Source organism: Streptomyces sp. NPDC045678 (genome assembly GCF_056432085.1).
The window spans coordinates 244,889-267,187 of record NZ_JBWKJS010000010.1 but is presented as its reverse complement, the minus strand read 5'-3'; the positions used below and the strand labels follow the sequence as shown (position 1 = coordinate 267,187).

The window sequence follows — 22,299 nt, the reverse complement described above, 5'->3', positions numbered from 1 at the left end:
CACAGTCCCCATTCCCGTTCATCCACCACGAAAGGGACGGATCCGCCATGCGCAGACTCCGAGCCTTGGCAGCTCTCGCCACCGTGACCGCTCTCTCCGGTGCCACCCTCACGGCCTGCGGCGGCGGCACGAGCACCGGCGGCGAGGGCAGCAACGCCTCGCCGAAGACGCTCACGTACTGGGCCTCCAACCAGGGCCCGAACATCGCGGCGGACAAGAAGATCCTCACGCCCGAGCTGAAGAAGTTCGAGCAGCAGACGGGGATCAAGGTCAAGCTGGAGGTCGTCCCCTGGTCCGACCTGCTCAACCGGATCCTCGCGGCGACCACGTCGGGGCAGGGCCCCGACGTCCTCAACATCGGCAACACCTGGTCGTCCTCGCTCCAGGCCACCGGCGCCCTGCTCCCCTGGGACGCGAAGAACTTCAAGGCGATCGGCGGCAGGGACCGCTTCGTCGACGCGGCGCTCGGCTCGACGGGCACCGAGGGCAAGGACCCGGCGGCGGTGCCGCTGTACTCACTGTCGTACGCCCTCTACTACAACAAGGCCATGTTCAAGGAGGCGGGCATCAGCAAGCCGCCGGCCACCTGGGACGACCTCGTAAGCGCCGGCAAGAAGCTCTCCAAGGGCGGCAAGTGGGCGCTGGGCGCCGAGGGTTCGAACCTGGTGAACAACATCCACCAGGCCTTCGCCCTCGGCAAGCAGCACGGCGCGGACTTCTTCGACGCGCAGGGCAGGCCGACCTTCACCTCGCCCGGTGCGGTGTCCGCCGTGAAGCAGTACGTCGACTTCATGGCCAAGGACAAGATCGTCGCGCCGGGCAACGCCGAGTACGCGCAGAACCAGTCGCTGCGGGACTTCGCGCAGGGCAAGACGGCGATGGTGCTGTGGCAGGCCGCGGCGACCACGTTCGAGGCGCAGGGCATGAAGCCCGACGACTGGGGCGTCGCCCCCGTGCCCGTGGCGTCCGGGAAGCCCGGCGCGGAGCGGCAGGTCAACTCGATGGTCGCGGGCATCAACCTCGCCGTCTTCAAGAACACCGACAACCTCGACGGCGCCCGCGAGTTCGTGAAGTTCATGACGAGCGACGCCGAACAGACCCGCCTCAACAAGGCGTACGGGTCGATCCCGCCGGTCACCGCCGCGCAGGAGGACGCCGCCTTCGACCGCGCCGACACCGCCGTGCTGCGCGACACGCTCCGCGAGAGCGCCGCGCCGCTGCCGCAGGTGCCCAACGAGTCGCAGTTCGAGACGTCGGTGGGCACGGCCGTCAAGAAGCTGTTCGCCGACGCGGCGGCGGGCAGGCCGGTCACCACGGAATCCGTGAAGTCCGAGCTGTCCAAGGCGCAGCAGCAGATGCCGAAGAGCTGAGAGCCGACCCGTGACCACCCTCACCACACCACCCCCCTCCAAGGAGCGGGCCGCACCGCCCGGCGGCAAGCGCCCCCCACGGCTTCGCCTGCCCGCCCGGCTGCGCCGCGTCTCGCTCCCCTACCTCCTGCTGCTCCCCGCACTGCTCCTCGAACTCGTCGTCCACCTCATACCGATGGGCGTCGGCATCGTGATGAGCTTCAAGGAGCTCACGCAGTTCTTCATCCGCGACTGGGGCGCCGCCCCCTGGACGGGCCTGGACAACTACAAGCTGTCGGTGGACTTCGACGCCCCGGTCGGCGAGGCGCTGCTGCACTCGTTCTACGTGACCGTCGCGTTCACCGTGCTGTCCGTGGGCCTGTGCTGGCTGATCGGCACCGTCGCCGCCGTCTTCATGCAGGAGCACTTCCGCGGCCGCGGTCTGCTGCGGGCCGTCTTCCTCATTCCGTACGCGCTGCCGGTGTACGCGGCCGTCATCACCTGGTCGTTCATGTTCCAGCGCGACACCGGTCTGATCAACCACGTGCTCCACGACCAGCTGGGGCTCACCGACGGCCGTCCGTTCTGGCTCATCGGCGACAACAGCTTCGTCGCGCTGCTTACCGTGTCGGTGTGGAAGGGCTGGCCGTTCGCCTTCCTCATCGTCATGGCAGGGTTGCAGAACATCCCCAAGGAGCAGTACGAGGCGGCGGCGATCGACGGCGCCGGGATGTGGCAGCAGGTGCGGCGCATCACGCTGCCGTCACTGCGGCCCGTGAACCAGGTCCTCGTCCTGGTGCTCTTCCTGTGGACGTTCAACGACTTCAACACGCCGTACGTACTGTTCGGCAAGTCGGCGCCCGAGGCCGCCGACCTCGTCTCCATCCACATCTACCAGTCGTCGTTCGTCACCTGGAACTTCGGCACCGGCTCCGCCATGTCGGTCCTGCTGCTGCTCTTCCTGCTCGTGGTGACGGCCGGCTATCTCCTGGTGACCTCGCGGGGAAGGAAGACCGCCGATGTCTAGCCGCTCACCGATGGCCGCGCCGCGCTCGTTCCTGTGGTCGCGGCGTATCTTCCTGACGCTCCTCGCCGGCTTCGTCCTGCTTCCCGTGTACGTGATGGTGAGCAGCTCCCTCAAGCCGTTGCAGGACGTGTCCGGTACGTTCCGCTGGATGCCCAGCGGGTTCACCGTGCGGCCGTACTTCGACATCTGGAAGACGGTGCCGCTGGCCGACTACTTCATGAACTCGCTGATCGTGGCGGGCGCGGCGACAGTGTGCTCGGTGGTCATCGCGGTGTTCGCCGCGTACGCGGTCAGCCGTTACCGTTTCCGCGGCAAGCGGGTGTTCACCGTGACCGTCCTGTCCACGCAGATGTTCCCCGGCATCCTCTTCCTGCTGCCGCTCTTCCTCATCTACGTCAACGTCGGCAACGCCACGGGCATCGCGCTGTTCGGTTCGCGCGCCGGGCTCATCCTCACCTACCTCACGTTCTCGCTGCCGTTCTCCATCTGGATGCTGATCGGGTACTTCGACTCGGTGCCGCGCGAGCTGGACGAGGCGGCGCTGGTCGACGGCTGCGGGCCGCTGCGGGCGCTGTTCCGGGTGGTGGTGCCCGCCGCGATCCCCGGCATCGTCGCCGTCGCCGTCTACGCCTTCATGACCGCGTGGGGAGAAGTGCTCTTCGCCTCGGTCATGACCAACGACACCACGCGCACCCTCGCCGTGGGCCTCCAGGGCTACGCCACGCAGAACGACGTGTACTGGAACCAGGTCATGGCCGCCTCCCTCGTCGTGAGCATCCCCGTCGTCGCGGGCTTCCTGCTCCTGCAGCGTTACCTCGTCGCCGGACTGACCGCCGGAGCCGTCAAGTGAGCCTGCCGCCCCTCCCCGAAAGGAACTCCGTGACCGACCCCTCCTCCCCGGCCGTCTCCTTCCCCGACCTCTCCGCGCTCCCCCGGGACTTCGCATGGGGCGTGGCCACGTCGGCGTACCAGATCGAGGGGGCCGTCGACGAGGACGGCCGGTCGCCCTCGATCTGGGACACGTTCGCCCGCACCCCGGGCGCGATCGACGGCGGCGACACGGGCGACGTGGCCTGCGACCACTACCACCGCTGGCCCGAGGACATCGCGCTGATGCGGGAGCTCGGCGTCGACTCCTACCGTTTCTCGCTCGCCTGGCCGCGCGTCGTGCCCGGTGGTGACGGTCCGGTCAACGCGGCGGGCCTCGACTTCTACGACCGGCTGGTCGACGCCCTCCTGGAAGCGGGCATCACCCCGAACGCGACCCTCTACCACTGGGACCTGCCGCAGGGGCTGCAGGACCGCGGGGGCTGGCCCGAGCGCGCGACCGCCGAGCACTTCGCCGCGTACGCCTCGGTGGCGGCCGAGCGGCTCGGCGACCGGGTGCCGCTCTGGGCGACGCTCAACGAGCCGTTGTGCTCCGCCTGGATCGGCCACCTGGAGGGCCGCATGGCGCCGGGCCTCACTGATCTGACGGCCGCCGTGCGCGCTTCCTACCACCTGCTGCTCGGGCACGGTCTCGCGGCGCAGGCGATCCGTGCGGCGGCGCCCCGCGCGGAGGTCGGCGTCGTCAACAACCTCTCGCCGGTGGAGGCCGTGTCGGACCGGCCGGAGGACGTCGCCGCCGCCCGGCGGGTCGACGGGCACACCAACCGCTGGTGGCTCGACCCGCTGCACGGACTCGGCTTCCCCGCCGACATGCGGGAGGTGTACGGCGTCGACCTGCCGGAGCGCGCGGGCGACCTCGCGACCATCGCGCAGCCGCTGGACTGGCTGGGCCTCAACTACTACTTCCCCGCCGTCGTCGCGGACGACCCCGAGGGCCCCGCGCCGTTCGCCCGGCAGGTGTACCGGCCCGATGTGCCGCACACCGGCATGGACTGGGAGATCGACGCGAACGGCATCGAGACTCTGCTGATGCGGCTGACGGAGGAGTACGGGGCGCGGCGGCTGTACGTCACCGAGAACGGTTCGGCGTACCCCGATGCCGTCCGCGCGGACGGCACGATCGACGACGTGGAGCGCACCCGCTATCTGGGGGAACACCTGGCGGCGTGTGCCCGCGCGGCCCGCAGGGGCGCCCCGCTGGCCGGGTACTACGCGTGGTCGCTCCTGGACAACTTCGAGTGGGCGTACGGCTACGACAAGCGCTTCGGGCTGGTCCACGTCGACTACGCGACGCAGCGCCGCACGGTGAAGGGCAGCGGCCGCCACTACGCGGACCTTGTCCGGACCCACCGCCACCGGACCGCGCGGGCCGCCTGACCACCCGCCCGGCGGGGATGCCGCCCGGTCTCAGCCGCGCAGGCCGGGCAGCATCCGCATCTCCTGTATCCGCAGCAGGCGCGCGAGGACGAGGTAGCCGACCGCCATCGTCAGGGCGCCGGCGGTCAGGGCCAGGGCCGTCGCGGTCGTACCGGCCGGGGTCACCTCGGATCCGGCGCGGGCGGCGGCCCAGCCGAGGACCCCGGCCAGGGCGGACGCGAGGATCAGCTTGCCGTACGTGCGGGCCAGTCGGCGGCCGTCCAGGTAGCCGCCGAGGCGGCGGCGCATCAGCCGCGCGGTGAGCAGCAGGCCCACGGCGTACGACAGCGTGTACGCGGCGGCCATCCCGGTGACCGCCCAGCGTGCGGGCAGCAGCAGATGGCAGGCGGTGGCGAGGCCGATGTTCACGCCCGCCACCCAGACCGCCATCCAGAACGGGGTGCGGGTGTCCTCGTAGGCGTAGAAGCCGCGGAGCAGGAGGTACTGCGCGGAGAACGGGATGAGGCCGAGGCCGAACGCCTGGAGCATGTGGCCGAGGGGCGCGGTGGCCGCGGCGTCGGACGCGCCGTGGGCGAAGAGCAGTTCCGCGGTCTGTGGCCCGAGGGCGAGGAAGAAGAAGCCCGCGGGCACGATCACCGTGCCGGTGACGCGCAGGGCGCGGGACAGTTCGCCGCGCAGGTCGGCGGTCCTGCCCTCGGCGGCGGCCTTGCTCATCCGGGGCAGCAGCGCGGTCACCAGGGAGACGGTGACGATGGACTGCGGCAGGAGCCAGATGGTCTGCGCGTAGGAGTACGCGGTGTATCCGACGCCGTCCTTCGGCAGGGTCCGGTCGGCGGCGTTGGCGTAGTTCGTGACGACGGTCAGCGCGACCTGGTTGGCGAGGACGAGCAGCAGCGTCCAGCGGGCGGCGCGGGCGCTCCTGCCGAGGCCGGTGCCGCGCCAGTCGAAGCGCGGTCTGAAGCGCAGGCCCGCGGCGCGCACGAACGGCACGAGCGCGAGGGCCTGCACGGCTATGCCGAGGGTGGTGCCGATGCCGAGGAGTCTGACCTGCTCGGCGGTGATGTCCCGGACATCGTCGGGCACGGTCATCAGGCCCAGGTAGGCACCGAACATGGTGACGAGCACGACGTTGTTGAGGACGGGGGTCCACATCATCGCGCCGAACTTCTCGCGGGCGTTCAGGACCTGTCCGAGGATCGCGAAGAGCCCGTAGAAGAAGATCTGGGGCAGCAGGAACCGGGCGAAGACGACGGTGAGCTCGAACGCCTCGTGGTTCTCGGCGGTGTCCCGCATGTACAGCCCGACGATCTGCGGGGCCGCCCATACCGCGAGGGCCGTGCCGACGCCGAGGACACAGACGACGAGGGTGATCAGGCGCTGCTCGAACGCCGTGCCGCCGTCGGGGTCGTTCGCGCGGGCGCGCACCAGCTGGGGCACCAGGACGGCGTTCAGGGCACCGCCGATGAGCAGGGTGTAGAGGCTGGTGGGGACGGTGTTGGCGGTGTTGTACGTACCGGCGAGGAGGCCGGTGCCGAGGGCTGCGCCCTGGAGGACCTGCCGGATCAGGCCGGTGGCGCGTGAGACCACGGTCCCGAAGGCCATGAGGAGCGAGGAGCGCGCGAGGGTCGCCACGTCAGCAGCACCTCGTGCGGGGCTCGGGGCGCGTGAACGGCTCGGCACGCGTGAAGGGCTCCGCGCGTAGGTGCGGCTCGGCGCGTATGACTTCAAGATCCATGCACTTGATCTTCGCACGGTCCTCCGACACCTCACGGTCACTCGAACGCGTCGCCGCCGCGCACGCGCGACCTCGCTTTACGCCCGTAACGTCCGATTCATCCCTGCCCGTACGTTCCCAGGCAAGAAGGCGAGACCACTCCCCCATGTCGACATCCGTGCCCGCCCGAACGGCACCGGCCCACCGCGGCGCTTCCCCGACCCGCTTCGTCGTCCTCTTCCTGCTGTCGCTGCTCACCGCGGCGAACGGCTTCCTCGTCGCCCCGGGGCAGGCTCACGCGGCCGCCCACGGGCCGGCCCTCGCCGCGCCGGCCGTCGTCGACGAGTCGTGCACCAGCAGCGATCCCGCCGTCTGCATGATCCGGGAGATGACTCCGGAGCAGCGCGCGCAGGCGCGCGAGACCCGGATCCGCTATCACCAGCTGCTCGACACCATGGAGCGCGTGGCCGACGAGATGCACGCCGCGGGCCGCTCGGACGAGGAGATCGCCCGCAGACTCGTGGACATGCGCAACGAAGCGAAGGACATCACGCGCGCGGGCATGTCGCCCGAGGCCGTGCAGGCCCTGGAGGCCCGCAACATGAAGAAGTACGGCAATCCGCTGGGCCCGACGGCGGACCAGCAGTACGCCAAGTACGGCAGCTGGAGCGCCGTCATCGCGGCCGCCACGCGGAGCAGCGCGGCCGTGGACCGGGAGCTCGGCCTGGAGCCGCGCGGCTGATGACGCGTCTGTCGGACTACGACCGGCACGGCCGGGTGTGGGACCTGGACCCCGCTTCGGGGCTCCTCTCCCCCGCATCCGGCGGCGGTTGCCACGGCTTCGTCCACCTTCCCGGAGAGGGCGAACACGCGGCGGCCGCGCTGTACGGCGCCGGGGCGGACGCGGGGACGCTGTGGCTGCAGTTCGGGGCGCGGCGCTGGGACTGCGCGTCGGTCTCGGTCCGGCAGGCCTCACTGCCGGACGGCACGCGGCACTTCACCGTGACCGGTGACGACGGTGGTACCGGCGAGGGTGCGGAGCTCGAACTCCCCTACTCCACGGCGTCTTCCGCCCCTTTCGACCCGACCTACGACTGGGTCGACGCGCTCGCCGACGACTTCTTCCTCTGGGCGGCGGACCGCCTTGCCACCGCCGAGTCCCGCCGCACGCTCCTGCGTCACTTCATGACGGGCTTCGCGGCGCCCTGAACCTGCCCTTGGTCCTGCCCCTGGTTGCGGTCCTCCCGGAGGATGCCTGCCGCGCAGGCCGCGACCACGCAGAACGCCACGGGCAGGAGGAAGGTCAGGTTGAGCGGCATGAAGTGGGTCAGCGGGCCGATGACCGCGGGGCCCGCGAGCATGCCGAGGTAGCCGAGCCCCGCGACACGGGAGACGTTGGCCCCGGCGGCCTCGTGGTCCGCGTGGCCCGCGGCGCTGAAGAGCTGGGGAATGCAGCCGGAGAGGCCCGCGCCGAACACGGTCCAGCCGATCAGGGCGAGCGGGATCCAGGGGGACAGCGCCGCCACCGTCAGGCCCGCCGCGGCGACGGCCGCGCCGTACCGGAGGATGGCCACCGGGCCGTACCGCGCGGCGACCCGGTCGGCGAGCAGGCGGCCGACGGTCATGGCCGTGGCGAAGGCGCCGTAGGCGAGGGCCGCGGTCGCGGCGGGCGCGTCGAGCGCGTCGCGCAGGTGCAGGACGCTCCAGTCGTTCGCCACGCCCTCGCAGAGCATCAGCATCAGGGCGAGGGCGGCGAGGACCCGGATCCGGCGCGGAGTCGCGCGCCGCGGGGCCGCGGGCGTATCCGATGCCTCCGGTGATTCCGGTGCCGTTACGTCCCGGGGTGCGGGGCGCAGCAGTGCGGCAGCGGACGCCGCCGCGGCCACGGCACCGAGCGCGGCCACCGCGCCGAGCGTCGCCGCCGGGCTCCAGCCCCAGCTGAGCGTGCGAGCGCCGACCAGCGCGGCGAGGACACCGCCGCCCACTACGAAGAGCGGCATTCCTGGCTCGAGCACTTCCAGGTGCGCGCCTTCTCCTGTCGCAGGGGCCACGCCAAGCCCGAACCCGGCGCCTACCGCTGGTGCCTGGACGCGCTCGGCACCGAGCCCGGACGCGTCCTCTTCGTGGACGACCGCGAGGAGAACATCCGCGCCGCCGAGGCCGTCGGCGTGCGCGGCCATCTCTTCACGACCCCCGCGCGGCTGCGCGAGGTGCTCCGCCTCAGCGCGTGATCGCGCCCAGCAGCGCCTTGGCACACAGGTCCCTGACCTGTTCCCGCGACAGGTCCGGCTCCTCCAGCCACTCCAGACAGACCGCCACCATGAACGCGAGCCATCCGCGCACGGCGAGGCGCAGCGCGGGCAGGTCCTGCGTCCTGTCCGAGGCCGCCGGGTCCGCGGCAAGGGCCGCGAGGATCTGCCGCTCCTGCGCGGCGAGACCGTTGCGGTAGACCTCGCGGACCAGCGGGTCGCCCGCCGCCTCGGCCCGGTGGAAGGCGCGGAAGCCCTGCGCGTGGCTCTCCACGTAGCCGAGGAACGCGTCGAGGCCTGTGCTGATCTGTTCGTGCACCGGCAGTCCGGGGACCGCCGCCGTCAGGCGCAGCATGCGCTCGCTCTCCCGGTGCACCACGGCGGCGAAGAAGTCCCGCTTGGTCGGGAAGTAGTGGTACAGGAGCCCCCGCGAGACACCGGCGATCTCGGCGACCCGCTCGATCCACACGTCGTCGTACGGCTTCTGCGCGAAGAGCCGCGCCCCGACCGAAAGCAGCTGCTCACGCCGCTCCTCGGTACTCAGTCTGCGGCGCGTGCGCTCCTGGGGATTCGCGGCCATGCAGGCACCTTACTTGACGCGAATTCAATAGGGGCACCAGACTGGGATCTCCTATTGAATCCACGTACAACAGGCCCAACGGGCCCGTCGGACAAGGGAGATGGGCACATGGCGCAGGTGACGCGGTCCGCGGCGGCGAACGGGCCTGACGGGCGGCGTGCCCCGGCCCTTCCCCCGAAGGGTTTCCGCAGCGCCGAGCTCGGCTGGCCCGAGCTGCACCGGATACCGCATCCGCCGCACCGGCTCCCGGTCGTCGGCGACATCCTGGGCGCCAACGTCCGCACACCGCTCCAGGATTCGATGAAGCTGGCGCGCCGGCTCGGGCCGATCTTCCGGCGCAAGGCCTTCGGCAAGGAGTTCGTCTTCGTGTGGGGCGCCGAGCTCGCCGCGGACATGGCCGACGAGTCGCGGTTCGCCAAGCACGTGGGTCTGGGCGTGGCCAACCTGCGGCCGGTCGCGGGCGACGGCCTCTTCACCGCGTACAACCACGAGCCCAACTGGCAGCTGGCGCACGACATCCTCGCCCCCGGGTTCAGCCGCGACGCGATGGCGGGCTACCACCCGCTGATGCTGGACGTCGCACGGCAGCTGACGGCGCGCTGGGACGAGCGGGAGGCGGTGGGCCGGGCGGTGGACGTGCCGGGCGACATGACCAAACTGACACTGGAGACGATCGCCCGCACCGGTTTCGGCCACGACTTCGGCTCCTTCGAACGGTCCGCGCCGCACCCGTTCGTGTCGGCGATGGTCGGCACGCTCTCCTATGCCCAGCGGCGCAACGTCGTGCCGCCGCTCCTGACCCCGCTCGTGCTGCGCGGCGCAGACCGGCGCAACGAAGCGGACATGGCGTACCTCAACCGCACGGTCGACGGGGTGATCGCGGCCCGCCGCGCGGAGAGCGGTGCGGGATCGAGCGGCAGTGGTGACCTGCTCGACCGCATGCTGCAGGTGGCCCACCCCGAGACCGGGGAGCGGCTCACTCCGGAGAACATCCGCCGTCAGGTCATCACCTTCCTGGTCGCCGGGCACGAGACGACATCCGGTGCGCTGTCGTTCGCGCTGCACTACTTGTCGCGCTCCCCGGAAGTGCTCGCCCGCGCGCGGGCCGAGGTCGACGAGGTCTGGGGCGCGGCGGGGGAGCCCGCGTACGAACAGGTGGCCAAGGCGCGCTATCTGCGCCGGGTGCTCGACGAGTCGCTCCGGCTCTGGCCGACCGCTCCGGGATTCGCCCGCGAGGCGCGCACGGACACCGTCCTCGGGGGCGAGCATCCGATGCGGCGCGGCGCGTGGGCGCTGGTCCTCGCGACGATGCTGCACCGCGATCCCGCCGCGTGGGGCGATGACGCCGAGGAGTTCGACCCCGACCGGTTCGCCCCTTCGGCCGTACGCGCCCGCCCCGCGCACGTCTTCAAGCCGTTCGGCACCGGCGCCCGGGCCTGTATTGGACGTCAGTTCGCGCTGCACGAGGCGACCTTGGTGCTCGGACTGCTGCTGCGCCGCTACGACCTGCACGCGGATCCGGGCTACCGGCTGCGCGTCGCCGAGCGTCTCACCCTGATGCCGGACGGCCTGACGCTGCGTCTGTCGCGCCGCGCCCGGGCCGCGTAGAGCGCCATTGTCAGACCCTTGCGCAAGAGTGGAGGTGGCATCCCCTGATGCCACCATGCCATCCAGCGCAGAGGAGTCGCTCGACATGACCGGCACGACGTCCGAGGAACTGCTCGCCGCCCAGGCCTGCTTGCGCCTGCTGCACACGGCGCGCGCCGCACTCTCCGACTCCGCGTCGGTCTCCCCCGTGGCCGCGGCGACGCTGCTCGCGGGGCCCATCGCCGAGGCCGACGAGGCGCTGCGCCGCGCGGGACTCGCGGGCAACGAGGCAGCGCTCATCGACCGGATCTACGACCTCGCGCCCCCTCCCCCGCGCTCCGCCGATCCGGCGCCGCCGTCCGGGGAGCGGTCGCAGATGTCCCACTCCTGCGCGCGAGAGGGGAGCCAGTCATGAGCGCGGACCAGGGCAACGCCTCGTACGGGCACAAGGAGTTCAAGCGCTCCAAGAGTCATTTCGCGGATCGCGTCACGGCGGACGGCAGGGACGGCTGGCCCGTGGAGGCGGGGCGGTATCGCCTCGTGGTGAGCCGGGCCTGCCCCTGGGCGGGGCGTTCCCTCATCGCGCGGCGTCTCCTCGGCTTGGAGGGCGCCGTCTCCCTGGCCGTCACCGATCCGATCCAGGACGACCGGAGCTGGCGGTTCACGCTGGATCCGGACGACCGCGACCCGGTGCTCGGCATCCGCTATCTGAGCGAGGCCTACGAGGCGCGGGAGAGCGGCTGTCCGGGTGGCGTCAGCGTTCCCGCGCTCGTCGACGTGCCGAGCGGCAAGCTGGTCACGAACGACTTCCAGCAGATCACGCTGGACTTCGCCACGGAGTGGACGGCGCTCCACCGCGAGGGGGCGCCGGACCTGTATCCCGAGCCGCTGCGCGACGAGATCGACACGGTGATGGACGGCATCTACCGCGACGTCAACAACGGGGTGTACCGCACCGGTTTCGCCCCGGACCAGGAGACCTACGAGTCCGCGTGCCGCGACGTCTTCCACCGTCTCGACCTGGCCTCCGAGCGCCTGTCGAACCGCCGCTACCTCGTCGGGGACACGATCACCGAGGCCGACATCCGCTTCTTCTGCACGCTGGTGCGGTTCGACGCCGTCTACCACGGCCACTTCAAGTGCAACGTACGGAAACTCTCCGAGGACCGGGTCCTGTGGGCGTACGCGCGGGATCTCTTCCAGACCCCGGGCTTCGGCGACACCATCGACTTCGACCACATCAAGCGGCACTACTACCAAGTGCACACCGGCATCAACCCGACCGCCATCGTGCCGCTCGGCCCGGACCTCTCGGGGTGGCTGACGCCGCATCACCGGGAGGAGCTGGGCGGCCGCCCCTTCGGTGACGGCACGGCGCCGGGGCCTGTGCCTCCTGGGGAGGAGGTTCCGGCGACGGGGCGCCCCTGAGGCTCCTCGGTCACGGCAGCGTCGGCTCCTTGTCGGGCTTCCAGGTGAACTTGTCACCGCCCACCCAGCGCACGGCGTCCGGGTCGTCGAGGTCGTGCACGGTGATGCCTGCCATGGCGGCCGCGTCGAGAACGTCCGTGACGGTCTTCGCCTTGCCCACCACCTCACCGTCGATCTCCACGATGCGGAACGGGGGGTGGCCGGGCTGGACCCCGAGGACCGTGATCCGGGGATGCGCCATGTACAGATAGCTTTCGGTCATGTCCGAAACTCTTCCATGACGCCCCCGGGGCCCGCCTCGTCAGACGGCCGCTCGGGCTAGAGGACCCTGGCGCGGGGGTCGCAGGGCCCGCTCGACCGCCGCCACCGCGTGCCCCGCGCCGTCCTCCGCCGCCATGAGCCGGGCGAGGCGTTCGGCGGCGCTCGCATGCGCACCTGCACGGACGGCACGCCCGAGCGCGTCGGCCAGGCCGGGAGCGCTGAGGTCCTTGAACGGCACGGGAGCGGTCGCCGCGCCCAGGGACGCGAGCCGGGCGGCCCAGAAGGGCTGGTCGGCCGTGACCGGCACGGGCACGGCGGGAACGCCCGCACGGAGCGCCGCCGCCGACGTGCCCGCCCCCGCGTGGTGCACCACGGCCGCCATCCTGGGAAACAGCAGAGCGTGCGGCACCTCACCGATCGTCAGGACGTCGTCGCCGGACGCCGCAAGGTCGGCCCGGCCCGCCTGCAGCACGCCGCGCAGCCCCGCCGTGCGCAACGCGGTCACCGCGATCTCGCTCAGCCGCTCCCCGTCGCCGCCCGCCATGCTGCCGAACCCGATGAACACCGGGGGCGGCCCCGCGCGCAGGAAGTCGTCGAGTTCCGGTGGCAGTCGGCGCGCCGGATCGTGGTACGGCCACCAGTTGCCGACGACGTCGAGCCCGGGACGCCAGTCCGCGGGCCGCGGCACGACGGCCGGGCTGAAGCCGTGCAGCACCGGCCACCGCGTCCGTTCCTGCCGGGCGCGGACCCGGCCCGGCGCGGCGGCGGGCAGCGAGAGGCGCGCGCGCAGATCGCGGACGACGTCGGCGTAGACGCGGTCGACCATGCGGAGGGAGAAGGCGCCGAGTGCGCGGTTCCCGAACCGGCCGAGCGACCGGGTGCCGCCCACGACCGGCGGGAACGCCCGGGTGGGATGCGTCGGTTGGAGATAGGCCCCTACCGCCGGCACGCCCATGGCCTCGGCCAGCTGCCAGCCGAGCGGCGCCGTGGTCGTGGAGAGCACGAGGAGGTCGGCGCCGCGCACGGCGGCGTCGACGAGACCGGCCCCGAGCCCTCGTACGAAGGTCGAGGCCGACCGCATGAGTTCCTTGCGGCCGTCGGCGCGCTGGCCGTTCGCCGGAGAGGCCGGCAGCTCGCGGAAGCGCAGGCCCGCGGCCTCGACGAGCGGCGCGAAGGAGCCGTGCGTGGCGAGCGCGACGTCGTACCCGGCGGCGCGGAGCCGGAAGCCGAGGCCGGTGTAGGGAGCGACATCGCCGTAGGAACCGGCCGCGGCGATCAGGACGCGTGTCATCGGAATCGGATTCCTTCGGATGCGGAGGCGTGGGAGGCACGGGAGGCGGTGGAGACCCCGAGGGCACCACCCTCGACCTCAGGTTTAGCGTGAGGGTTGGCCTCGTTCTCAGGTCGAGCCTGAGGTGGCCCGGTGCGACGCTCGGCGTTGCCCCGTACCGCCGTACGCAGATACGCGGCGAGCCCCGGCCGCTGCTGCGACGGCGGCACGACGAGCGCGAACGCGCGGGCGTCGGCGACGAAGTCGTCCGCGATGCGCCGATGCATGTCGAACGGGCACGGCGTGAACCAGCGGGCGATGTGCCGGCGGTGCGCCTCGGCCAGCTCCAGGGCCCGTTCGCCTTCCGCGGGCTCCCCGGCGTCGTAAGCGGCGAGCAGGTCGTCCCGCCACCGCGCGGCCTCGGCCATGAGGTCCGCCCAGTCCTCCTTGGTGTGTTCGGCGGCGCTCTTCATGGCCGCTCGATGCCCGGCGCTTCCCTCCCACTTCAACCCGGCCTCGGTGGCGTAGCTGAGGTCGAACGAGATCTCGCCGAACACCTCGAACCGCTCCCGGGGGTCGAGCGTCACCCCGGTCCGCTGCACCTCCATCGCCCGCTCCGCGACCTCGACCAGCCGTTCGAGCCGGTCGATCTCTTCACGCAACGCTTGGCGTCTGGCGCGCAGCCGGCCGAGGGCATCGGCCTGCGGATCGGCCAGGATCTCGGCGATCTCGTCGAGGGTGAACCCGAGCTCGCGGTAGAAGAGGATCTGCTGCAGCCGGGCCAGGTCGGTCTCGCCATAGAGGCGATAGCCGCCGACGCTGCGCCCGCCCGGCGTGAGGAGCCCGGCACGGTCGTAGTGGTGCAGGGTGCGGACGGTGACCCCGGCAAAGCCTGCGACCTGACCGACGGTGTAACTCATGGACCTCACCTTTCGTCGACGCTCAGCCTGAAGCCTGACGCGACGTGAGGGTCAACCCGGGCCCGGACCACGGCGCCCGCCCCCGCCCGCAAGGCAGCCCAATTGCTAATGGGATCCATTTTCATATAGCGTGCGAATGTCTGCCCGAAGCCCCGACCGTTCCACCCCCACCACCCCACCCGGAGGACCCCATGGCCGTACCCAAAAGGAAGATGTCCCGCAGCAACACCCGGCACCGCCGCGCCCAGTGGAAGGCCGCCACGGCGCAGCTCGTGCCCGTGACCGTCGACGGCGTGTCGCACATGGTGCCGCAGCGACTGGTCAGGGCGTACGAGCGGGGCTTGGTGCGCCCGGAGAGCTGACACCCCCAGGTGCCCCGCGCCGGGTCAGGTCAGCTGGCGCAGCAGATGCGTGCACGCCGCCGCCTCGTCCCCGTACCGGGCCAGAGGCTGGTGCACGCCCCTTTCGTACGTCCCGACCTCCCACTCCCCATCCCCGACCCTGCGCAGGTAGACGAAGTCGGGGGGTGTGGGGGACGGTTCGTGGACGCCGTCGATCCAGTAGTAGCCGTCGGCGACCCCGGCGGCATGCAGCGCCACCGCCGTCTCACGGGCGTCCACGAACCGTGCCCCCCTCCGCTAGTCGTTCGCGGGCTCGAGGTACCCGTGGTCCAGCAGCCACTTCACATTGAGCCGCTGTCCCTCGCCCGGGTCCAGGAAGGCCGGGTCAAGCTTGATCTGCTGCCCGCGGCCGGGCTGCTCGAACCAGGGCGCGATGCTTCCCTGCCAGACGTGGAACGGCTTGCTCACCTCGTAGACGCGGTAGTCGCAGGCGACGGCGGCGTCACGGGTGTTGAGGTTCTGCGGGGGCAGGGCACGCTTCGCGTACGGGTCGCCCGCGGGCGCGAGGTACCCGCCGAACTCGGAGCCGAAGCGGTCCAGCTCCTCGCCCTCCTCCAGGAGCTCGCGGTGCTTGTCGACCTGGCCGTTGACGGTGTCGAAGCCGTCGTTCGGCGGATACTTCCAGCTGCCGGTGTCCGCCGGGCCCTCCCAGTACTTCTTCAGGAAGGCCTTCGGCGACAGCTTGCCGGTCCGCTTCCAGCTCTTCAGGAGCGGGCCGACGGGCCGCTGCCACTTCTTGGGCAGCCAGGCGGGACCGAGGCGGGCGTCACCGTGGAACTTCCCCGTGCACGGCTCGTGCGCCGCGTCGGCGGTCACCGGCGGCGCGGGGGCGGCCGGGGCCGCGGCGCTCGCGGCAGGTGCGGCCGTCAAGGCGCCGGCGACGCCGAGCGCGGCAAGGACGGTACGGATCCGGATCACACGGCTGTGGTCCACTCGGCAACTCCCAGGGCATCTGTGTGCAGTCGACAGCAATCGCTCGCACAACGTATCGGAGCCGTGGCTCTCCGTCGGGCGCCGTGGTCAACTCGCCGTGATGTACGCCCCCGTTGGCCGATTCCGGGCGGCTTCCGCCGGCCTCCGCCCGGCGAGTCGCCGCGCCGACGTGTGCGGCTCTTGTCCGCTCGCTCCTCCACCGGGCACTGTGTGTGTCTGCCACATCCGTCACTACCGACGCACGAGGTGCAGGTATGAACAGCGGAGCAGAGCCGGGCACGGGTTCCGGGAGCGGCCCCGGGCGGCGGAGCTTCATCGGTGCGCTGGTCGGGGCGGCGACCGCCGGGGCGCTCGCCTCCACGTCCGCCTGCGGCTCGCCGGACCCGGCGAGCCGCGAGCGCTCCGACCTCACCCGCCGCGGTACCGCCTCCTCCGCGGCGCACCATCGGCGCCGCGAGGGCCGGCTGTTCCTGGGGACGTACACCTCGCAGGAAGGTGGCGGCGAGGGCATCGGCCTGGCGACGTACGACGACGTGACGGGCCGCGTCACCGGCAGCGGCACGCTCGACGGCGTCCCCGACCCCTCCTATCTGGCGCTCCATCCGTCGGGACGCACGCTCTACGCCGTCAACGAGCGGGAGAAGGGCGGCGTGACCGCCGTCGCGCTCTCCCCCGACGGCAAGCACGACGTCCTCGGCACACGCGACACCGGCGGCAACGGTCCTTGTCACCTCTCCGTGCATCCGAGCGGCCGCTGGCTGCTCAGCGCGAACTACGGCTCCGGCAGCGTGGCCGTGCACCCCATCGAGACGTCGGGGGCGCTGGGCCGGAGGACGGACCTGGTCACGCACTCCTCACCGCCGCCGGGCCCCGGCCAGCAGGGGCCCCACGCCCACCAGATCATCACGACCCCGGACGGCCGCCACGTCCTGGCCGTCGACCTCGGCAACGACACGCTCTACACGTACCGGCTCGACGAGAAGGCAGGCAGGCTCAGCCGCGTGTCGTACGCGAGCCTGCGGCCGGGCGCGGGCCCGCGCCACCTCACCTTCCACCCGTCGGGCCGCTTCGCGTACCTCGCCGACGAGCTGGACAACACGGTCGTCGTCTGCGCGTACGACCCCGCCACCGGCCGTCTCACACCCGGCGAGCCGCAGTCGACCGGCACGGGTGAGGGCACCAGTTATCCGGCCCAGATCGTGGTGACGCGCGAGGGCCGCTTCGCCTTCCTCGCCAACCGCGGGCACAACAGCATCACGCGGTACGCGATCGAAGGCGACGGTGCGCGGTTGCGGCTTCTCGACACGGTTCCCGTCGGCGGGGACTTTCCGCGGCAGCTCGCGTTCTCCCCGTCCCAGCGGCTGCTGTTCGCCGCGAATCAGAAGTCGAACTCGGTGAGCGTCTTCCGGGTCGACGGGGACAGCGGCGCACTCCGTCTCACGGGTAAGCCGTTCGCCTCGCCGATCGCGGTGTGCGCGCTGCCTCTCTGACGTCCCGGCGTCACCGGTGGCTCAGTTGGACGTCAGTCCGCCGTCCACGGCCAGGGCCGTCCCCGTGGAGAACGACGCGCGGTCGCTGCACAGCCACAGGGCCGCCTGGGCGATCTCGACCGGATCGGCCATGCGCTTCTGCATCTGGCGGGCGACGAAGGCCTGTTCCAGTTCCGGGTGTGCCTCGACCGCGTGGCTGATCATTTCCGTGCGCGTGGTGCCGACGACGAGCGTGTTGATGCGGATGTCGTGTGCGGCGTACTCGGCCGCGGCGGCCCGGGTCATGCCGAGCACCGCGTGTTTCGCGGCGACGTAGGGCACGGGCGCTCCGGTGGCCACCATGGCCGCCGTGCTGGCCGTGTTGACGATCGCGCCCCTGCCCGCTTCGAGCATGACCGGGATCTGCGCGCGCAGGCAGTTCCAGGTGCCGCGTACGTTGACGTCCATCGTCCGCTCGAAGACGTCCTGGTCGAGTTCGTGCAGCGGCAGCATCTGCGACCCGGCGTAGCCCGCGTTGTTGAAGGCCGCGTCCAGGGCGCCGAAGTGTTCGCGCGTCGCGTCGACGGCCCGCTGCACGTCGTCGGCGCTCGCGACGTCACCGGCGCTGACCGCCGCCCTGCCTCCCGAGTCGTTGATCTCCTGGGCGAGTTGCTTCAGTGTGTCCTCGCGGCGGGCCATCAGCAGGACAGCCGCCCCCTCGGCGGCGAAGAGCCGTGCGGCGGCCTCGCCGATCCCGCTCGAAGCCCCCGTGATCATGACGGCCTTGCCGGCCAGCATTCCATTCGTGTCGGTCATGCGGCGAGTAAAACCCGTACGGGACCGGACCACACCCCTCAAAGATCATGAGATGCCCCACAGTGGCCATCGCCGGGTCAAGGATGCGCACTGATACACCCTCACGCGGCATGGCTGGATTAGTACGGACCTTCCGCGGACCCGCGCCCAGAGCCCACACAGCCCGCACTTGACGATGTACCGTCACGCTCGAGCGCGTGTTGGTGGCACAGAGCGGAATACGACTGCCCGTCGGCCGGAGCCCGGCCGCACCCCCACCCCTCTCGATTCCCGCCGGAATCGAGTCTCCGCACACCCGAAGGGACAACCATGTTGCGCTTCAGACGGCTGGCCATAGCCATCGCGGCCACAGCGGCCGCCCTGACCACGGCACCGGCGGCGAACGCCGTGTCCACCCCGGACACCGTTGCGGCCAAGAGCACGATCGCCGTGGTGACACTCCGCTACGACGACAGCCAGGCAAGGGGCTGGGAGACGGCGATCGCCGCCGGAGTCGCCTCTTGGAACACCAACGTGGACAACGTCAAGCTGGCCAAGGCCCAGCCCGGCACCCGGGCCGAGATCCAGATCGTGGCCACCAGCGGCTGGCCGCAGGCGACGATCGGTCCGGTCCGGCCGGGCGGCCGCGGTCGCGTCGAATTGGGCAGCCAAGCGGTCACCCAGGGATACGACAAGACCCGCATCGCCGCCCATGAGATCGGACACAACCTGGGTCTGCCCGACACCAAGCCCGGCCCGTGCTCCCAGCTGATGTCGGGCTCCACCGGAGGCATCAGCTGCAAGAACGCGGTGCCGAACGCGGCTGAGCAGGCTCGCGTCGAGGGCTTCTACGCCAACGGCGCCGCATCACGCGTCCCGGCCGCCGGCCACCTGGTGGTGGACGCGCCCTAGCCGCGCGAAAACGCCCTGCGCACCGGTGCCCGGCCGTGACACCCTCGGCCGGGCATCGGCGGCGGGTGATACGGAGTACTGATTCATGGCAGAGAACGGCGGACTCGATGTGCGGCTTCTCGCGGCGGTGCGGGCCGGGGACGTCGAGCGCGTGCGGGGTCTGCTGGACGAAGGGGCGGATCCGGACGCGGTGGACGAGGACGGGCTGTCCGCGCTGTGCGTCGCGGTCGCCGCGTACGACACGCCGGTTGCCCAGGCCCTGGCGGAGGGCGGCGCCGCTCCGGACCGTGTGCTGCCCGACGGGACGACGCCTCTGTGGCGTGCGGTTGACGGTGGCTCACACGCGGTCTTCGAGGCCGTGCTCGGCCGGGAGAACCCGCTGCGGCTGCCGGAATCCCGTGGCGCGGCGCTCATCGCCCTGGCCGCGGACCGGTACCGGACGGGGGCCGCCGAGGTGTTGCGGCGCAGGACCGGTGCGGCGGGGCCCGTCAGCACGGTCCGGGTCGAGGACGACCTGTATGACTGGCTGTACGAGGTCTCGCTCGGCGGGCTCGTCGTGCGGGCCGGGCACGGCGCCATCCTGAGCACACTCGAAGCGGCCTGCCACATGGCGACGCCCGTCGACGAACTGATCGCTCGTGCCGTTCGGCAGCCGGACGAGGAGCACGTCGACTGGTCGGCCGTCTGCTGGGTCCTCGTCCGGCGCCGCGACGACGAGTCCTGGTCCGCCGTGGTCGCCCACCGTCACCACCCTGACCCGGCGCACCGCCGTTTCGTCGCCGACTATCTGCGGACGCGTTCGTTCTGCGACGTCGAGCATCCCCACTACGGGAAGAACGAGACCGAGGTCCTGGCGGCCTGGTCCGCCGAGGAGACGGACGGCGTCGTTCTCGCCAAGGTGTTGGGCGCGTTCGCGGAGTACGAGCATCCCGGCCTCGCGGCGGCAGGCCTCCGGCACGCCGGTCATCCGGATCCGCGCGTGCGACGCGAAGTGCCGTACGCGCTCCTGACGAACGGTGGTCCGCCTTCCCCGGCCGGCCGGGAGGCGCTGCTCGCCCTGGTCCGCGACCCGGACCCGGAAGTGCGGCTCCGGGCCTGCTCGGTGGGCGCAGGCGACGACGACCTCCGACCGGACGTCACCCGGGCACTGCTCCTCATGATCGAGGGCCCGGACCCCGCGGTGCGCGGCCGGGCGATCGAGATCCTGGCCGCGTCCCCGGACCGCGCGCCCGCCGTCTCGGACGCCCTGATGACGATGCTGGACGCCGACGACCGGCTCGTCCGTCTGGAGGCCGCGTGGGGGCTGGCCCGCCGCGACGATCCGCGCACCGAGGAGGCGTACGAGCGGGTGGGGCCCCTCGGCCCGGGGTTCGAGCACGATCATCGGGCCGGTGAACTCCTGCACTGGAAGTGGCGCAGGCGCGACGCGGAGGCCGCGGCCTCCGCTAGGGCTTGACGAAGACCACGTCCGCCGCCCGCGGCACCACCTCGACCTCGTCGCCGAGCGTCCACTCCGCGACGCGTGACACCGTCGCCGCGGGCACCACGTCGCTGATGCCCTCGGCGGCCGGGATGTCGTAGGTCGCGTGGGCGTCGTGCGGCAGGACGACACGGAAGCCGAGCTCCAGCGCGGTGCTTGCCGTCGCCCTGACGCACATCTCCGACATCACTCCGCAGACGGCGAGTTCCTTCACACCGGCGTCCCGCAGCAGCGATTCGAGCGGGTTCTCCTCGAAGCCGTCGTCGACGGTCTTGCGCAGGACGACCTCGCCCCGGTCCGTGTCGGCGGGCAGGTGTATCTCCCAACCGGGGGTGCCCGCCTCGTCGGAGGTGCCGGGCTCCCCGTCGTTCTGCAGCTGCACGACGACAGCGCCGCTCTCGCGCGCCCGGGCCAGCAGACCCCGCACGCGCTCCAGGAGGCGTTCCGCGTCGGGCACCGCGCCGTCGCCCGCGACGAACGCTGTCTGCATGTCGACAATGATCAGTGCCTGGACGGGCGCGACAGGTCCCGTGGGGGCGAGGGGCGGAGAGGGGTGCGTGGGCATCGGCTGTTTCGTCACCCCGCCATCATCCCTACGAGACGTGGGGCCTCAACTTGATTAACGTACGGGGGTATGAGCACGGACCTGACCGTCCTCCTCGTCGTCGCCGCCGTCCTGGCCGCCGCGACCCTCGCCGTCGCGGTCGCCCTGCTCGTACGTCTCGTCCGGACCCGCCGCGCCCTGCGCAGAGCCGGTCTGCCCGTCGAGCGGCAGTGGGTGTTCTGGGGCGCCGTCGCCTACCTCGTACTCCCCGCGGACCTGGTGCCCGACCCCGTCTATCTCGACGACATCGGGGTGCTGCTGCTGGCACTGCGGTCGTTGCGGTCAGCCTCCGACGGGCCGCCCGCGCCGCGTGGTTGAGAGGCGTGCCTTCATGAGGAGGGCGTGCATGCACTCCGTCACCTGGGTGACGTCCTCGACGAGCTGGTGGAACGGGAGGCGTACGTCGGCCTGGCCGCGGGCGCGTTCGAGACGCAGGGAGATCCCGTGCCGGTCGATGGCGAGCGGGCGGACCCGCACCACCCCTTGCAGGCTGTCCGGGCTGATGAGGCGGGTGAGCTGCTCGACGGCCTCCGGATGGGCGTCGGCAAGGTGCGTGAGCAGACGCGACTCCGCCTCGGCGAGCGGATCGGGCACGGTCAGGGCGAATTCGTCGAGCTCCACGCCCTGACGCTCCCCGGTGGAGTCGTGCAGCACGGCGCACGTCGGCTCGAAGACCAGGTGCTCGCCGTCGTACCCCAACGCTCCGGAGAGCCAGAGCCGTGCGCGGATCCGGTCCCTCAGCGGCACCGGCGAGACGTCGGCGAACTCGACCAGGGTGGACGGTTCGCCGCGTGGCGCGCAGATGACGGCGGCGGCGAGTGCGCTGTCCTCGGGCGGGGACAGCAGGATCCTGCCGTCCTCGGTCACGGTGTGCGCGCCCACGAGTTCGTCCCTGCCGATCTCCGTGGTCACCGCGCAGGACCACGCGGTGGCGAGCACCGAACGAGCGCGTGCCGCTGCCGTGGGCACGGTCGTGCTGCTGTGACGGACACCCATCCTCAACCTCCATTAGGTAAGCCTTGCCTAACTTATCGAAGATTGCTGAACAGGGCCAG

The 22,299-nt window shown here is 71.6% G+C and carries 25 protein-coding genes and 1 pseudogene; 15 read left to right on the top strand and 11 right to left on the bottom strand.

Going from position 1 to position 22,299, the window contains the following annotated elements; all coding sequences use genetic code 11:
* Positions 1–47: 47 nt before the first annotated feature.
* Genes AC07DO_RS32360 through AC07DO_RS32345 form a run of 4 tightly spaced genes read left to right on the top strand, consistent with a single transcriptional unit; the run spans position 48 to position 4,641 of the window.
* Positions 48–1,370 carry an ABC transporter substrate-binding protein gene (locus AC07DO_RS32360; RefSeq protein WP_479064703.1) on the top strand — a complete coding sequence of 441 codons (1,323 nt, stop codon included), beginning with the start codon at positions 48–50 and terminating at the stop codon, positions 1,368–1,370.
* Positions 1,371–1,380: 10 nt separating this feature from the next.
* Complete coding sequence (locus tag AC07DO_RS32355; protein ID WP_479064702.1) at positions 1,381–2,376, top strand: carbohydrate ABC transporter permease; 996 nt, start codon at positions 1,381–1,383, stop codon at positions 2,374–2,376.
* 10 nt (positions 2,377–2,386) lie between these two features.
* On the top strand, positions 2,387–3,226 hold the full coding sequence (locus tag AC07DO_RS32350; protein ID WP_479064904.1) for a carbohydrate ABC transporter permease: 840 nt from the start codon (positions 2,387–2,389) through the stop codon (positions 3,224–3,226).
* Positions 3,227–3,255: 29 nt separating this feature from the next.
* Entirely contained in the window at positions 3,256–4,641 is a 1,386-nt protein-coding gene (locus AC07DO_RS32345; RefSeq protein WP_479064700.1) for a GH1 family beta-glucosidase, read from the top strand.
* Between the two features lie 30 nt (positions 4,642–4,671).
* Here the strand turns inward: AC07DO_RS32345 and murJ are convergent, their stop codons facing one another.
* Positions 4,672–6,273: a murein biosynthesis integral membrane protein MurJ gene (murJ, locus tag AC07DO_RS32340; RefSeq protein WP_479064698.1), complete on the bottom strand. Its 1,602-nt coding sequence runs from the start codon at positions 6,271–6,273 to the stop codon at positions 4,672–4,674.
* A 248-nt stretch (positions 6,274–6,521) separates the two neighbouring features.
* Between murJ and AC07DO_RS32335 the strand changes: the two genes are divergently transcribed.
* Both AC07DO_RS32335 and AC07DO_RS32330 read left to right on the top strand, forming a co-directional pair.
* Positions 6,522–7,097, top strand: coding sequence for a hypothetical protein (locus AC07DO_RS32335; RefSeq protein WP_479064696.1), 576 nt, complete (start codon positions 6,522–6,524; stop codon positions 7,095–7,097).
* Positions 7,097–7,564, top strand: coding sequence for a hypothetical protein (locus tag AC07DO_RS32330; RefSeq protein WP_479064694.1), 468 nt, complete (start codon positions 7,097–7,099; stop codon positions 7,562–7,564). Before AC07DO_RS32335 ends, AC07DO_RS32330 begins: the two co-directional genes overlap by 1 nt.
* Positions 7,565–7,599: 35 nt before the next feature.
* On the opposite strand, the pseudogene AC07DO_RS32325 reads toward AC07DO_RS32330, so the two are convergent.
* A pseudogene (locus AC07DO_RS32325) lies at positions 7,600–8,334 on the bottom strand (MFS transporter); the annotation flags it as partial.
* A 42-nt stretch (positions 8,335–8,376) separates the two neighbouring features.
* Between AC07DO_RS32325 and AC07DO_RS32320 the strand changes: the two are divergent.
* Positions 8,377–8,586, top strand: coding sequence for an HAD-IA family hydrolase (locus AC07DO_RS32320; protein ID WP_479064692.1), 210 nt, complete (start codon positions 8,377–8,379; stop codon positions 8,584–8,586).
* Here the strand turns inward: AC07DO_RS32320 and AC07DO_RS32315 are convergent.
* Positions 8,576–9,184 (bottom strand): TetR/AcrR family transcriptional regulator, encoded by a 609-nt coding sequence (locus AC07DO_RS32315; protein ID WP_479064690.1) that lies wholly within the window; start codon positions 9,182–9,184, stop codon positions 8,576–8,578. The two genes, AC07DO_RS32320 and AC07DO_RS32315, sit on opposite strands and share 11 nt — an antisense overlap.
* Positions 9,185–9,292: 108 nt before the next feature.
* Between AC07DO_RS32315 and AC07DO_RS32310 the strand changes: the two genes are divergently transcribed.
* The 3 genes from AC07DO_RS32310 to AC07DO_RS32300 are packed head-to-tail and all read left to right on the top strand — an operon-like array spanning position 9,293 to position 12,199.
* On the top strand, positions 9,293–10,792 hold the full coding sequence (locus AC07DO_RS32310; protein WP_479064688.1) for a cytochrome P450: 1,500 nt from the start codon (positions 9,293–9,295) through the stop codon (positions 10,790–10,792).
* Positions 10,793–10,847: 55 nt separating this feature from the next.
* Positions 10,848–11,186: a hypothetical protein gene (locus tag AC07DO_RS32305; protein ID WP_479064686.1), complete on the top strand. Its 339-nt coding sequence runs from the start codon at positions 10,848–10,850 to the stop codon at positions 11,184–11,186.
* On the top strand, positions 11,183–12,199 hold the full coding sequence (locus AC07DO_RS32300; protein ID WP_479064684.1) for a glutathione S-transferase family protein: 1,017 nt from the start codon (positions 11,183–11,185) through the stop codon (positions 12,197–12,199). The genes AC07DO_RS32305 and AC07DO_RS32300 overlap by 4 nt, the downstream gene beginning before the upstream one ends.
* A gap of 10 nt (positions 12,200–12,209) precedes the next feature.
* On the opposite strand, the gene AC07DO_RS32295 is transcribed toward AC07DO_RS32300, so the two are convergent.
* The 3 genes from AC07DO_RS32295 to AC07DO_RS32285 are packed head-to-tail and all read right to left on the bottom strand — an operon-like array spanning position 12,210 to position 14,650.
* Positions 12,210–12,461 carry a hypothetical protein gene (locus AC07DO_RS32295; RefSeq protein WP_479064682.1) on the bottom strand — a complete coding sequence of 84 codons (252 nt, stop codon included), beginning with the start codon at positions 12,459–12,461 and terminating at the stop codon, positions 12,210–12,212.
* 39 nt (positions 12,462–12,500) lie between these two features.
* Complete coding sequence (locus tag AC07DO_RS32290; protein ID WP_479064680.1) at positions 12,501–13,751, bottom strand: glycosyltransferase; 1,251 nt, start codon at positions 13,749–13,751, stop codon at positions 12,501–12,503.
* On the bottom strand, positions 13,748–14,650 hold the full coding sequence (locus AC07DO_RS32285) for a MerR family transcriptional regulator (protein WP_479064678.1): 903 nt from the start codon (positions 14,648–14,650) through the stop codon (positions 13,748–13,750). The genes AC07DO_RS32290 and AC07DO_RS32285 overlap by 4 nt, the downstream gene beginning before the upstream one ends.
* A 191-nt stretch (positions 14,651–14,841) precedes the next feature.
* On the opposite strand from AC07DO_RS32285, the gene rpmF reads away from it, so the two are divergent.
* A complete protein-coding gene (gene rpmF / locus AC07DO_RS32280) occupies positions 14,842–15,012 on the top strand; it encodes a 50S ribosomal protein L32 (RefSeq protein WP_479064676.1) in 171 nt (56 codons plus the stop codon).
* A 24-nt stretch (positions 15,013–15,036) separates the two neighbouring features.
* Here the strand turns inward: rpmF and AC07DO_RS32275 are convergent, their stop codons facing one another.
* Both AC07DO_RS32275 and AC07DO_RS32270 read right to left on the bottom strand, forming a co-directional pair.
* Positions 15,037–15,270, bottom strand: a complete 234-nt coding sequence (locus AC07DO_RS32275; protein WP_479064674.1) for a hypothetical protein — start codon at positions 15,268–15,270, stop codon at positions 15,037–15,039.
* An 18-nt stretch (positions 15,271–15,288) separates the two neighbouring features.
* Positions 15,289–15,969 carry a TNT domain-containing protein gene (locus AC07DO_RS32270; RefSeq protein ID WP_479064902.1) on the bottom strand — a complete coding sequence of 227 codons (681 nt, stop codon included), beginning with the start codon at positions 15,967–15,969 and terminating at the stop codon, positions 15,289–15,291.
* Positions 15,970–16,238: 269 nt separating this feature from the next.
* Here AC07DO_RS32270 and AC07DO_RS32265 point away from each other — a divergent pair, with 269 nt between their 5' ends.
* Positions 16,239–17,474 carry a lactonase family protein gene (locus tag AC07DO_RS32265; RefSeq protein WP_479064672.1) on the top strand — a complete coding sequence of 412 codons (1,236 nt, stop codon included), beginning with the start codon at positions 16,239–16,241 and terminating at the stop codon, positions 17,472–17,474.
* A 21-nt stretch (positions 17,475–17,495) separates the two neighbouring features.
* Here the strand turns inward: AC07DO_RS32265 and AC07DO_RS32260 are convergent, their stop codons facing one another.
* Positions 17,496–18,269, bottom strand: coding sequence for an SDR family NAD(P)-dependent oxidoreductase (locus tag AC07DO_RS32260; RefSeq protein WP_479064670.1), 774 nt, complete (start codon positions 18,267–18,269; stop codon positions 17,496–17,498).
* A 309-nt stretch (positions 18,270–18,578) separates the two neighbouring features.
* On the opposite strand from AC07DO_RS32260, the gene AC07DO_RS32255 reads away from it, so the two are divergent.
* Together AC07DO_RS32255 and AC07DO_RS32250 are read left to right on the top strand one after the other, a co-directional pair.
* Positions 18,579–19,160, top strand: a complete 582-nt coding sequence (locus tag AC07DO_RS32255) for a snapalysin family zinc-dependent metalloprotease (RefSeq protein ID WP_479064668.1) — start codon at positions 18,579–18,581, stop codon at positions 19,158–19,160.
* 85 nt (positions 19,161–19,245) lie between these two features.
* Positions 19,246–20,616, top strand: a complete 1,371-nt coding sequence (locus tag AC07DO_RS32250) for a HEAT repeat domain-containing protein (protein WP_479064666.1) — start codon at positions 19,246–19,248, stop codon at positions 20,614–20,616.
* On the opposite strand, the gene AC07DO_RS32245 is transcribed toward AC07DO_RS32250, so the two are convergent.
* Positions 20,606–21,205: an isochorismatase family protein gene (locus tag AC07DO_RS32245; protein ID WP_479064900.1), complete on the bottom strand. Its 600-nt coding sequence runs from the start codon at positions 21,203–21,205 to the stop codon at positions 20,606–20,608. The two genes, AC07DO_RS32250 and AC07DO_RS32245, sit on opposite strands and share 11 nt — an antisense overlap.
* A gap of 69 nt (positions 21,206–21,274) precedes the next feature.
* Between AC07DO_RS32245 and AC07DO_RS32240 the strand changes: the two genes are divergently transcribed.
* On the top strand, positions 21,275–21,562 hold the full coding sequence (locus AC07DO_RS32240; RefSeq protein WP_479064664.1) for a DUF1232 domain-containing protein: 288 nt from the start codon (positions 21,275–21,277) through the stop codon (positions 21,560–21,562).
* Here the strand turns inward: AC07DO_RS32240 and AC07DO_RS32235 are convergent.
* A complete protein-coding gene (locus tag AC07DO_RS32235) occupies positions 21,527–22,240 on the bottom strand; it encodes a DUF2470 domain-containing protein (RefSeq protein ID WP_479064662.1) in 714 nt (237 codons plus the stop codon). The two genes, AC07DO_RS32240 and AC07DO_RS32235, sit on opposite strands and share 36 nt — an antisense overlap.
* Positions 22,241–22,299 lie beyond the last annotated feature (59 nt).